This window comes from Ideonella sp. P3_A4, assembly GCF_056403075.1.
Window position 1 is genome coordinate 1 of sequence record NZ_JBFUGE010000002.1, and the last position, 12,568, is coordinate 12,568.

Consider the following 12,568-nt stretch of genomic DNA (forward strand, 5'->3'; position numbering starts at 1 on the left):
CTTCGCCCGCCTGGTCAATCTGAGCCAGAACCCGCTCGCCCTCGTCCGGTGTGTGCAACTGCGCCATCAGCGCCTGGCGCTGCCGAGCGCTGAGCTCGTGCAACCGCTTCAACCACCGCTTCCAGTCTTGTTCCTGCATCGCCTTCTCCAGGGAACCCGGCTTGCCGCCGTCTACCTGGCACGATGCACTTCCACTGGCTCATGGCCTGCGCCTGTCACTACTCAATGCGCAAAGAGCCTTTTTCTTGGCCGAGTGAGCCGTGGCGCGAACCTCTGCACAATGCGGCCATGACCCTGACCGAGCTGCGCTACATCGTCGCCGTGGCCCGCGAGCGCCATTTCGGCCGCGCGGCCGAAGCCTGCTTCGTTTCGCAGCCCACGCTGTCGGTGGCGATCAAGAAGCTCGAAGAAGAGCTCGATATGAAAATCTTCGAGCGCGGCAGCAACGAGGTCACGATGACGCCGCTGGGCGAGGCCATCGTGCGCCAGGCGCAGCAGGTGATCGAGCAGGCGCAGGGCATCCGCGAGATCGCCAAGCGCGGCAAGGACCCGCTGGCCGGCCCGCTGCGGCTGGGCATCATCTACACGATCGGCCCCTACCTGCTGCCCGAGCTGGTGAAGAACGCGATCGAGCACACGCCGCAGATGCCGCTGATCCTGCAGGAGAACTTCACCGTCAAGCTGCTGGACATGCTGCGCACCGGTGAGCTCGACTGCGCGATCATGGCCGAGCCCTTCCCCGACACCGGGCTGGCGATCGCGCCGCTGTACGACGAGCCCTTCATGGCCGCAGTGCCGCGCACGCATCCGCTGGCGTCGCGCGAGCGCATCACGTCTGAAGAGCTCAAGCGAGAGACGATGCTGCTGCTGGGCACCGGCCACTGCTTTCGCGACCACGTGCTCGAGGTCTGCCCCGAGTTCGCACGTTTCTCGAGCGACGCCGAAGGCATCAAGAAGAGTTTCGAAGGCTCGTCGCTCGAGACCATCAAGCACATGGTCGCTTCCGGCATGGGCGTCACCGTGGTGCCGGCGCTGTCGGTGCCGCGCGAGCCGCAGCTGCACGTGGTCTTCATCCCGTTTGCCGAGCCGGTACCCACGCGCCGCGTGGTGCTGGCCTGGCGCAAGACCTTCACCCGCTATGAGGCCATCGCCGCCTTGCGCAACGCGGTCTACGCCTGCGAGCTGCTCGGGATGAAGCGGCTGACCGGCTGAGCCGGGCGCTGCAGTAGCGGCGGCGCGCACCTTTCCCACACGTTACGAAACTTCGGCGTTGTTCGGCGCACGCCGTCAGCTTACGGTTGGTGTGTCTCTGATGCACGGCGGGCTCGATCCTGCCTGCGATACAACACCAAAGGGAATAACCCATGCTGATTTCCGACGCAGGCGCGTCCGCGCCCTATTGGCCGCCACAAGCTGCCGATGCGCAGCCCGTCACGCCGCCGCCTCCACCGCCACCTCCCGCACCGCCGCGCTACACCGAACAACAGGCCACGTCTGACGCCAAGCGGCTGTGGGATGCGACCGAAGGCGGCCTGTTCGGCTGGGGCACCGACGAAGACCAGGTCTGGTCGACGCTGAAGGACAAGAGCGCCGACGACCTGGCCCTGCTCAGCCGGATGTTCAAGCAGAACTACGGCAAGGACCTCGACCACGTACTGCGTGACGAGCTGAGCGGCGACGAAGCCAAGCGTGCCGAATCGCTGCTGCACGCAGACCAGTCCGACGCCAACGCCGTGGCCCTGCACAAGGCGGTTCAAGACGGCTCGACCGACGGCGTGCTGGACCTGGTCGATGGCCTGGACGCGAAGGGCCGCGACGCGCTGGCGCAGGCCTATGCCAAGCGCTACGGTCAACCGGCCGACCAGCAGAACGCCGGCCAGTACTTGCTCAAGCAGATCCAGGGCTCGCCGCAGGAAGTGGCCCGGTTGCGGTTCTCGCCTGAAGAAAGCACACGCCTGACGAGCTTGTTCGCGCCGCAAGGTGGCGATGTGGCCACCGGCGAAGCGCAGGCCGATGCAGCCAAGGCCAAAGAGGCGATGGACGGCTGGGGCACCGACGAGGGCGCGCTGCTGGACATCTTCCGCGGCAAGACGCCGGAACAGGCCAAGGCCATCTCGACCGCCTACCAGGTGGCTTACGGCGACGACCTGAAAGGCCGCCTCGACGACGAGCTGAGCGGCACCGACCAGGACGAGATCTTTCACCTGCTGGATGCGCCGACCAGCGACCCGGTGGCCAAGGCCGCGTGGGACGCCGACGACAGCGCGATCCAGCTGCAGAAGGCGGTCGACGGCCTGGGCACCGACGAAGACGCGCTGCGAAGCACACTCGAAGGCAAGACACCCGAGCAGATCCAGGCGATCAGTGCGGCGTTCCAGAAGCGCTACGGCACCGACCTGAAATCGCGGCTGGAGGAAGACCTGAGCGGCGACGATGCCGCCGGCATCCTGCACCTGCTGCAGACACCGGGCGCGAACGACCCGCGCCGTGCGTCGTGGCAGATCGACCAGGACGCCGTCGAGCTGCATCGCGCGGTCGACGGCCTGGGGACCGACGAAGACAGCATCCGGCAGATCCTCGGCATGCACAGCAAGGGCGAGATCGATGCCATCGCTTCGGCTTACCGCGAAAAGTACGGCAGCGACCTGCGCGCCGACCTGACCGACGACCTGGACGGGCGCGACGAAAAAGAGCTGGTCGACCAGCTCTACGACCGCGGCGCGATCGACCTGAAGGCCGACCCGGCAGCGGTCATTGCCGAGAAGAACCGGCGCACGCGCGAGTTGCAAGCCTACGAGGGCGACACGAGCGGCATCGGCTTCGCGCAGCAGCTGTTCCGCGCCGACTTCGATTTCGAGACCGACGGCGAGCGGCTGGACCGCACGCTCGACACCTCGGAAAGCGCGTTGAAGCAGGGCGACATCGCGACCGCTGCGCGCAACGCCGGCTTCTCGGAAGAGAACATCAAGACGCTGGTCGAGACCAAGGACCAGGCGGGCGAAACGGCGGCCGCAACAGCGGCGGTCGCGGCCACGGTCGTCGTCAGCGTGGCCACCGCCGGCACGGCGACGCCGCTGGCGGTCGCTGCGTTGTCGGCTGCGGCGGCAGGCACAGCCAGCGGCACCGCCTACGTCGCCGTCGACTCGCAGGCCGGCGGCACCGAAGTGGCGCGGCAGGTGCTGATCGGCACGGTGTCCGGCGCCACCGGTGCGGTGCCGATCGGGCGGGCCACCTCGCTCGGCGTTTCGCTGGCCGACGACGCAGCGCTGGCCACCACCCGCGGCACCGTCTTGGGTGCGGTACGCAACAAGGTCGGCGACCAGGTGATCATCGGCATGCAGGTGGGCGTTGGTGACAGCGTCGCGCGCACGGCGACCGAGAGCGAGACCTGGTCCGGCGATTTCCTCGATGGCCTGAAGCAGATCGGCGAGAACGCCACGGTCGCTGGCGGTGCCGGCGCCATGATGGCCATGGTGCCGATCGTGCCACGCGGCGCGCTGTCGCGCGGGGCTTCTCAGGCGGCCGAGGGTGCCGCCAGCCGGTCGATCCCGACGCGCATGCCCTGGTACCTGGAGAGCAAGCCGAAGGACTTCTGGCGGCATCCGCGCCAGCTGTTTCGCAACGACACGCTGAAGAAGGTCTACGACGATCCGAACCATCCGCTGCGCGGCATCATCCTGGCCGACCGCAAGGCCGCGGGCGCCGACCCCTACAAGAAAGACTGGCTCAAGCCACCGGCCCGGACGCACGAGGCGCTGATCGGCGCTTCGCCGTACCACGACGCCCCGCACCTGCGCCAGCTGGCCGAGCAGCACCCCGAGTTCGGCAACTGGGTGCGCGACGCCGAGGCTGCCGGCATGCCACCGGTCGAAACGCTGGCCACCAAGGAAGACTGGGCGAAGTGGATCGACGACGCGGCCACGCATGTGGGCCGTCCGCCGTCGGCGGTGCTGGACCTCAAGCCGATGTACTTCGAGGCCTCGCATCTGACCTCGCTGGCCGAGCTGAAGACCGACTGGGGCGACTGGATCTACCGGGCCGAACAGGCCGGCGCGCAGCGCTTCGACACCTTGGCCTCCGAGGACTTCGCCGAATGGGCCGAGAAGGCGACAGCGCTGGTCGGCCCACCACCGGCCACGCCCGAGCGACTGGCGGTCGGCTTCGCCTACATCAATCAATGGGACAGCGTGTCGATCGAAGCCAAGGGCGGCTTCATCGAGCTGCAGGCGGTCGATGTCGGTGGCGTGCCTGTCGAAGCGCGCACCGCGCAGCGGCTGGTCGAAGAGGGTTACCTGAAGCCCAGCGACATCGGTCCACCGCACCCGGGCTGGAGCATGAAGTAGGTTGCCCGCACCGACCGCGCGGCCCGTCAAGCCGCGCGGGGCTATCGCCGCGCTGAACAAACTCAATTGGCCTTCGCGGACCCCGAAAAATAGACTTTGCTCATCGCCCCACGGGCCGCCTCACACAGGAACCGACGATGAGCAAGACCCCCCCGCCCCGCCTGACCACCGCCTCCGGCATCCCGGTCGCCGACAACCAGAACTCGCTGTCGGCCGGACCGCGCGGCCCGTTGCTGCTGCAGGACTTCCACCTGATCGAGAAGCTGCAGCACTTCAACCGCGAACGTATTCCCGAGCGCGTCGTGCATGCCAAGGGCTCGGGCGCCTACGGCACTTTCGCCGTCACGCACGACATCACGAAATACACACAGGCCAAGCTGTTCGCCCAGGTTGGCAAGACCACCGAAACCTTCGTGCGCTTCTCGACAGTTGGCGGCGAGCGCGGCTCAGCCGACACCGAGCGTGACCCGCGTGGCTTTGCGCTGCGCTTCTACACCGAAGACGGCAACTGGGACCTGGTCGGCAACAACACGCCGATGTTCTTCATCAAGGACCCGATCAAGTTCCCCGACTTCGTCCACACGCAAAAGCGCGACCCGCAGACGAACCTGAAATCGGCCCAGATGATGTGGGACTTCTGGAGCCACGCGCCGGAGTCTCTGCACCAGGTCACGATGCTGTTCAGCGACCGCGGCACGCCCGACGGCTACCGCCACATGGACGGCTTCGGCAGCCACACCTACAGCCTGATCAACGCGGCCGGCGAGCGCGTCTGGGTCAAGTGGCACCTGAAGACCAAGCAAGGCATCAAGAACCTGATGGCCGACGAGGCCGCGCGCCTGGCCGGCACCGACCCGGACCACGCGCAGCGCGATCTGTTCAACGCGATCGCCGCCGGCGACTTCCCGCAGTGGGACGTCTCGATTCAGGTGATGACCGCCGCGCAAGCCGATGAGTTCGAGCGCCGCACCGGCTGGAACCCGTTCGACCTGACCAAGGTCTGGCCGCATGCGGACTTCCCGCGCATCCCTGTCGGCGTGCTGGAGCTGAACCGCAACCCCGACAACTACCACGCCGAGGTCGAGCAGGCCGCGTTCTCGCCCGCCAATCTGGTACCGGGCATGGGCTACAGCCCCGACAAGATGCTGCAAGGGCGGCTGTTCGCGTACCACGACGCGCAGCTGTACCGCGTCGGCACCAACCACCAGCACCTGCCGGTCAACCGCGCGCGCTGCCCGTTCCACAACCAGCAGCGCGACGGCGCGATGGCGATCCACAACGGCGGTGCGGCGCCCAACTACGAGACGGTGAACGCCGCCGGCACAGCGCCATCCGGCTTCGGCCACGGCGACCCTGGCTGGGCGCTGGACGGCGCGGCCGGCCGCTACGACGAGCGCGGCGAGTCGGACGATTTCACCCAGGCCGGCAACCTGTTCCGCCTGATGCCGCCCGATGCGCAGGACCGGCTGACGACCAACATCGCCAACGCGATGAAGAGCGTGACCGCGGATGTGCAGGAACTGCAGATCGGCCACTTCACGAAAGCCGACCCGGCGTATGGTGCGGCGGTGCTGCGCAAGCTGGCGGACCTGCGCGAGCGTTGAGCCCGCCGCGCCCCGCGGGCTTGATCAGGGTCACCCGGCCGCGTCGATGCGGCCGGGTGGCTGCGCTGGTACCGTAGCGGCCGAATCCACCCACCGACAGGAGAACCCCTGATGGCGAAAGCGAAAGACAAGAGCGTGCCGGCTGGCCGTGGCGGCGTGAGCATCAACATCGGCATCAGCGACAAGGACCGCGCCGCCATCGCTGGCGGCCTGGCCAAGCTGCTGGCCGACACCTACACGCTGTACCTGACCACGCACAACTTCCACTGGAACGTGACCGGGCCGATGTTCAACACGCTGCACGCGATGTTCATGGCCCAGTACACCGAGCTGTGGAACGCTGTCGATCCGGTGGCCGAGCGCATCCGCTCGCTCGGCCATCCGGCGCCGGGCAGCTATGCCCAGTTTGGCCAGCTCAGCTCGCTGAAGGACGCACCGGCCACGCCACCCAAAGCGCTGGAGATGGTGCGCATCCTGGTCGAGGGCCACGAGGCCGTCGCCCGCACCGCACGCAGCATCTTCCCGCTGGCCGACAAGGCCGGCGACGAGCCGACCGCCGACCTGCTGACGCAGCGCCTGACGGTGCACGAGCAGACGGCCTGGATGCTGCGTAGCCTGCTCGAAGAGTGAACCTCGCGCGCCGGCCCCGCCGATGCGCCTGAAGCACATCGAGGCCTTCAACGCCGTGATGCTCACCGGCACGGTGAGCGCCGCGGCGCGCCTGCTGCATGTGACGCAGCCGGCGGTGACGCAGACGCTGCAGCACGCCGAGCTGCAACTCGGCTTCGTGCTCTTCACCCGCCAGCGCAACCGGCTGGTGCCCACGCGCGAAGCCCAGGCGCTGTACCCCGAGGTGCAGCGCCTGATGTCGCAGCTCGAATCGGTGCGGCGCATCGCTTCGGCGCTGCGCCACGGCGAGGGCAGCCAGCTGCGCATCCTGATCGTGCCCTCGCTCGCGGTGCATGCCCTGCCCGCCGCACTGCAGCGCTTTCGCGCCCGCTACCCGGACATGCCGGTGTCGATCCACACGCTGCATTCGAGCGAGATCGCCCGCGCGATCGCGCTGCAGGAGGGTGACGTCGGCATCGTCTACGGCAGCCTGCCGCACCCGGCGCTGCACGAAGAGCTGGTGGCCACGGGCCGGCTGGTGTGCGTGTCACGCGCCGGCAACCCGGCCGCGGACCGGCGCAGCACCGTGGCGCTGGAAGACATCTTGCGCGCGCCGTTCATCCGCATCGACGAGCGCGACCCGCTGGGCACGATGCTCGCCGACCAGTGGACCCGCCTTGGGCTGGTGCCCAGTGCCGGCATCACGGTACAGACGCACCACATTGCGATGGTGCTGGCCGAGCAAGGCTTCGGCCCGGCCATCATCGACTCGTTCACCGCGCAGGCCAGCCACCGCGACACGCTGCATGTGCGCACCGTGTTGCCCGAGGTTCCGGTGCAGGTGAAGGCGCTGCTGCCGCTGGGCCTGCGCTCGCCGCAGCCGGTGGCCGATTTCATCGCCGCGTTCCGCGAAGTCACGGCCGCGGCCTGACGGCGTCGGCCGACTTGTCAGCCGGTCATTCGATCTCGACGACCGCCTCGATCTCGACCGCGAAACCCATCGGCAGCGAGCCGACGCCGATGGCCGACCGGGCATGCTCGCCGCGATCGCCGAGCACGTCGATCAGCAGGCCCGAACAGCCGTCGATCACCTCGGTGTGGCGGGCGAAATCCGGCGTCGCATTGACCATGCCGAACACCTTGACCACCTGCTTCAGCCGCGAGAAGCCGCCGAGGGCCTCTTGCATCACGGCCAGCAGGTACAGCCCGACGTCGCGCGCGTAGGCCTGGGCTTCGGCGACCGACACCTCGGCCCCGACTTTCGGCACCGGCCCAGAGCCAGGGCGCGCAGGCGCCCCTTTGCCAGACAGGTAGAGCATCGAGCCGGCGATGACGAAGGGCTTGAACCGGCCTCGTGGCGCGGTGAGGGTGGGCAGGCTGAGACCCAGGGCCTGGAGGCGTTGTGCCACGTGTTGATCCATCGGCAACCTTTGGGGTAACGGGCGCGAAGCCCTGTCACGGTGATGTTAGGGGCTGACAGGACGCAGCACTCGTTCGCGCATCAACCCCGTCAGTTGAGCGGCGCTGCCCGCCGCCAGCGTGAGCCCGAGGGCTCCGTGGCCAGTGTTGAGCCAGAGGTTCGGACAGCGCGTCACACCCATCAGCGGTCGCCCGCTGGGTGTGGCCGGACGCAGGCCGGCCCAGGGCTCGGCCTGTTCCACGTCGCAGGCGCCAGGGAAGCGGGCTTGCACGGCCTCACGCAAGGCGTCGATGCGGTCCGGTGCCAAGACCAGGTCCGCGCCGACCAGGTCGGCAAAGCCGGCCACGCGCAAGCGATTGCCCAGCCGCGCGAACACCAGCTTGCGGGCCTGGTCGGTCACGCTGACGCGCGGCGCCGCCTCATCCTGCACGATCGGCAGCGTCAGGCTGTAGCCCTTGATCGGCTCGACCGGCAGCCGCATGCCCAGCGGGCGCAGCAGGCCGGGCGTCGCAGCACCGGTTGCCACCACGAAGTGGTCGGCTTCGATGCACTCGCCCGACATCAGACGCAGGCGGCGCAGTCGCGCGCCTTGGCGATCGAAGCCACAGGCACGCTCACCCAGCAGCAGCGTGGCGCCACTGGCCTGCGCAAGGGCTTGCGCCAGCCGCGCGGGGTCGACGACTTCGTCGCTGTCGGTCCAGACGCCAAAAGCAGCCGGCGGCTCCGTGCTGGCCGCCAGCGCCGGCTCGATCGCCACGCATTCGTCGGCACTCACCAGGCGCTGCCGGCACCCCAGGGCCTGCTGCCAATCCAGCTGGCGCTGCACGGCGGCGCGCGCGCCGGCATGCCGATAAAGCACCAGCTTGCCGGGCCGGGCGTGGCCCACCGCCGCGGCGGCGCCGGGCAGCTCGTTCAGCCAGGCGTGCAGCGTGTCGCGGCTGAGGAAGGACAAGGCCAGCAAGGCCTCGGTGGTGCGCTGGACTTGCGAAGCCCGGCAGGCCAGCAGAAAGGAAGCCAGCCAGCGCCAATGCGCCCACTCGGCACGGGGCCGCCAGCGCAGCGGGCTGCTCGCCGACAACAGCCAACCCGGCATGGCACGCAGCGCCGCCGGCGTGGCCAAAGGTTCGACATAGCTGTAGCTCAGCTGCGCACCGTTGGCCAGGCTGGCGCCTTGGCCTGGTGCGTGCAGCGCGTCGACCAACGTCACCTGCCAGCCGGCGCGCGCCAAGGCATAGGCGGTCGCGCAACCGACGATGCCGGCGCCGACGATGCAGACGTGGCGGCGCGCCATCAGGCCGTCAGCCGCCGCTGGCCGAGCGACCACGCCACGGCCCGGTGCGCCAACGCAGCGGTTGCATCGATCAGCGGCAGTGGCACGTTGGCCGCGTCGAGCACCAGCGGAATCTCGGTGCAGCCCAACACCAAGGCGCTGGCGCCCCGTTGCTTCAAGGCCAGCGCGGCGGCGAGCAGCCGATCCGCGCCGCCCGACAGATCACCTGCCTTGACCGCCGCAATGCCGGGCATGACCCACTCCAGCATCTCGCGCGCGGTCGGCAGCAGCCACTGCACCGCCGGCGCGCCCTGCATCTGGCGATTGAGGTAGAGCCCCGAAGCCAGTGCAGCGTCAGTGGCCAGCAGGCCGATGCGGGCAGACGGGCCGGCCAGCGCCACCGCGTCGTGCAATGCAGCGTCGACCAGGTGCAGCATCGGCAGCTCGAGCGAGCGCTGCAGCTCGTCGAACCAGAGGTGCGCGGTGTTGCACGGCATCACGATCAGCTGCGCACCTGCACCGGCCAGGCGCCGCCCGCTGGCCACCAGCGCGGCCAACGGTGACTCGCCTTCGCCGCGGAAAGCCTCGTTGCGATCGGGCACTTGGGGAATCGAGCTGACGACCACCGGCACGTGCTCCTGGTCGGTGGCTGCGGGCGTGGCCAGCAGCATCTTGCGCATGAAGTCGATCGTGGCCAGCGGGCCCATACCGCCCAGGATGCCGACCACGCCCGCCGCGGCACTGTTGTCGATCACAGCAGGGCTCAGGTCGCCGGCTTGTCGGACAGGGCCTTCAGGTTGTCCCGCAGCTGCGGGCTCATCGGCGCATTCAGGTTGATGCCCTTGGGCGGAATCGGCGACAGAAACCACTTCTTGTACAGCGCCTCGAATTCGCCGCTGCGGATCAACGCGGCCAGCGTGTCGTCGACCAGTTTCTTGAAGGCGGGGTCGTCCTTGCGCAGCATGATGGCGTAGGGCTCGACCTGAATCGCCTCGCCGACCACCGTCAACTCGGCCGGGTTGAGCGAGCTGGCGCGCAGGCCGTAGAGCAGGATGTCGTCCATCCCGAAGGCATCGGCCCGCCCTTGCTGCACGAGCAACACGGACTCGGCGTGGTCCTTGGCCGCCAGCAGCTCGAAACCGAGCTTGCGCTCGAGGTTGACCCGGCGCAGCACCTGCAAGTTGGTGGTGCCGGTGGTCGAGACCACCTTCTTGCCGGCCAGGTCGGCCAGCGACTGGACCGGTGAGTTCGCCTTCACCAGCAGGCGCGTGCCGGTGTAGAAGTAGTTCGTCGCGAACGCCACCTGCTTGGCACGCTCGCTGTTGTTGGTGGTCGAGCCGCACTCGATGTCGATCGTGCCGTTCTGCAGCAGCGGGATGCGGTTCTGCGAGGACACGGCATGCGCCTCGACCTGCAGGTCGGCGCGGCCGGTGGCCTTCTTCACCTGCTCGACCACCTTGGCGCAGATCTCCCAGCCGAAGCCAGTGGGCTGCGCGTCACCGCCCAGGTAGGAAAACGGGATCGACGACTCGCGGTAGGCCACGGTCATGTGGCCTTGCGCCTTGATCTTGTCCAGCGTGGTGGCTTCCTGGGTCCAGACGGGGGCCGGTGCACCCGCCAGCAGGCCCAGCGCGAGCAGGGCCGGGGCAGCAACAAAGATCGAGCGATGCATCGTGAAGTCCTTTCGGGTGGCCGCGGGCTGCGGCGAGGCGACAGGACAAATGCTAGTCACGGCGTCGGCGGGCATTCATTGCGTCTTGAGCGAAGACCATAAGGTCTGCTGATGGCACCCCCGCCGGCCGTCGGGGCAGCCACGATCGTGCCGTGTCGCTAGTTGCTGCGCCGTACGCTGCGCAGGACGTTCAGCAACAGCACCGCACTCAGGCCTCCGACAGCCAGCGGCTGATCGGCCACCAGATCGGCCACTTGGCGAAAGACCTCGGGCGTGGCTTGCTGCAGGTAGGCTGCCAACTCCATCACCTGGTCGGCGCTGATGCGCGCGGCATCGTCCAGCGTCACCTGCAACCGGGCCCAGCCATGGCGCTGACGCACGGCGGCAAAGACGCCGCCGGCCACGGCCACCAGACCGAGCGCGCCCATCGGACGCATCAAGCACTCGATCAGCTGCACGCGAAAATCGGCCGGCGCCTCGCGGAAGACACCAGCCACATAGAGCGGTACCAGCACGGCACCGCCCTCGCCGCCGGAAGCGGAGGATTGCAGGGCTTCGTTCATGGTCGCTCGATCCTGCAAGCGTCGCGTTGGCCAGGCGTGAAGCCAAGGTAAAAAACGGTGACTTGCGGCGACGAAGTCCGGCATGCCCTGACCGCGGCAATCGTCATGCCCATGCCACTGAGCCTGGGAGCTAGTCGTCCAGTGTTTTCGGCCAGCTGGCCTTCAGCAGCCGCGACAACGCACGGTCGGCCAACAGCTTGCCGCCAGTCTGGCAACGGGCGCAGTAGTTGGTCTCGTTGCTGGCGTAGACGATGCGCTGCACCGGCGCGCTGCAGACCGGGCAAGGCTGGCCAAAGCGGCCGTGGACCGCCATCTCGGGCCGAAACGCCGTCACGCTTTTTGGCCAGCCACCGCTGCGCGCGGCCTCGGCGCGCAGCCGCTCGGTCCACTCGGCCAACACCTCGCGTGTGGCCTCGAACAAGCGCACGCGCTCGTCGGCGCTGAGCGAGGTGGTCAGCGTCACCGGCGACAAACGCGCGCGGTGCAGGATCTCGTCGGAGTAGCTGTTGCCGATGCCGCTGAAGGCTTGCGGCGCGGTCAAGGCGCGCTTGAGCGTGTGCTTGCCGGCGAGCAGTCGCGCATCAAACTCGGCTTGGCTGGCCTGCATCACTTCCAGACCGCCGGGGTCCATCGCGGCCAACGCCTCGCGACCGGCCACCAGATGCAGCGACGCGCGGCGCTGTGTACCGGCTTCGGTGAAGACCAGTGTGCCGGCGTCGAACTCGAAGAAGGCCTGCGCACCCTTGGCCGGCGGCTTGGCACCGGCCGCGTACCAATGCAGGCGTCCGGCGATCATCAGGTGCAGCACCAGGAACCAGTCCTTTGCCGCGTCGCCGGGCACGTCGCCCTGCAGCGCGATGACGACCCGCTTGCCCAGCCGCTCCACGCCGTGCACCGATCGACCTTCAGCCGCGTTGATGGGCGGCACCGCGGTGCGCAGCAGGAAGGGGTTGACGATGCGGATGCGCCGCAACACCGATCCCCCTAGCTTCGCGGCCAGGCTCTCGGCGTAGACAGAAACGTCAGGGAGTTCAGGCACGGTGCTGGCATCATCGCAGCCTTTCGCGAGCACACAGCAGGACGAGGG

Annotated in this window: 11 protein-coding genes; 5 read left to right on the top strand and 6 right to left on the bottom strand. The window is 68.5% G+C overall.

Features of this window, described 5'->3' with window-relative positions; translation table 11 throughout:
* Positions 1-288: 288 nt before the first annotated feature.
* The 5 genes from AC1DYI_RS00435 to AC1DYI_RS00455 all read left to right on the top strand — a co-directional run bounded on the left by AC1DYI_RS00435 (position 289) and on the right by AC1DYI_RS00455 (position 7,487).
* Positions 289-1,212: a LysR substrate-binding domain-containing protein gene (locus tag AC1DYI_RS00435; RefSeq protein ID WP_477202098.1), complete on the top strand. Its 924-nt coding sequence runs from the start codon at positions 289-291 to the stop codon at positions 1,210-1,212.
* Positions 1,213-1,364: 152 nt separating this feature from the next.
* Positions 1,365-4,343, top strand: a complete 2,979-nt coding sequence (locus tag AC1DYI_RS00440; protein WP_477202099.1) for an annexin — start codon at positions 1,365-1,367, stop codon at positions 4,341-4,343.
* Positions 4,344-4,480: 137 nt separating this feature from the next.
* Positions 4,481-5,947 (top strand): catalase, encoded by a 1,467-nt coding sequence (locus tag AC1DYI_RS00445; protein ID WP_477202100.1) that lies wholly within the window; start codon positions 4,481-4,483, stop codon positions 5,945-5,947.
* A gap of 111 nt (positions 5,948-6,058) precedes the next feature.
* Positions 6,059-6,577 (top strand): Dps family protein, encoded by a 519-nt coding sequence (locus AC1DYI_RS00450; protein WP_477202101.1) that lies wholly within the window; start codon positions 6,059-6,061, stop codon positions 6,575-6,577.
* A gap of 22 nt (positions 6,578-6,599) precedes the next feature.
* A complete protein-coding gene (locus AC1DYI_RS00455) occupies positions 6,600-7,487 on the top strand; it encodes a LysR family transcriptional regulator (protein ID WP_477202102.1) in 888 nt (295 codons plus the stop codon).
* 25 nt (positions 7,488-7,512) lie between these two features.
* On the opposite strand, the gene AC1DYI_RS00460 is transcribed toward AC1DYI_RS00455, so the two are convergent.
* The 6 genes from AC1DYI_RS00460 to AC1DYI_RS00485 form a co-directional block, all read right to left on the bottom strand.
* A complete protein-coding gene (locus AC1DYI_RS00460; RefSeq protein ID WP_477202103.1) occupies positions 7,513-7,965 on the bottom strand; it encodes a RidA family protein in 453 nt (150 codons plus the stop codon).
* 57 nt (positions 7,966-8,022) lie between these two features.
* Positions 8,023-9,267: a D-amino acid dehydrogenase gene (locus tag AC1DYI_RS00465; RefSeq protein ID WP_477202104.1), complete on the bottom strand. Its 1,245-nt coding sequence runs from the start codon at positions 9,265-9,267 to the stop codon at positions 8,023-8,025.
* Positions 9,267-10,001 carry a cysteate racemase gene (gene cuyB, locus AC1DYI_RS00470; RefSeq protein ID WP_477202105.1) on the bottom strand — a complete coding sequence of 245 codons (735 nt, stop codon included), beginning with the start codon at positions 9,999-10,001 and terminating at the stop codon, positions 9,267-9,269. Before cuyB ends, AC1DYI_RS00465 begins: the two co-directional genes overlap by 1 nt.
* An 8-nt stretch (positions 10,002-10,009) precedes the next feature.
* Positions 10,010-10,918, bottom strand: a complete 909-nt coding sequence (locus AC1DYI_RS00475; protein ID WP_477202106.1) for an amino acid ABC transporter substrate-binding protein — start codon at positions 10,916-10,918, stop codon at positions 10,010-10,012.
* Between the two features lie 158 nt (positions 10,919-11,076).
* Positions 11,077-11,481, bottom strand: coding sequence for a hypothetical protein (locus tag AC1DYI_RS00480; protein WP_477202107.1), 405 nt, complete (start codon positions 11,479-11,481; stop codon positions 11,077-11,079).
* Positions 11,482-11,611: 130 nt separating this feature from the next.
* Positions 11,612-12,520 (bottom strand): Fpg/Nei family DNA glycosylase, encoded by a 909-nt coding sequence (locus AC1DYI_RS00485; protein WP_477202108.1) that lies wholly within the window; start codon positions 12,518-12,520, stop codon positions 11,612-11,614.
* Between the last annotated feature and the right edge of the window lie 48 nt (positions 12,521-12,568).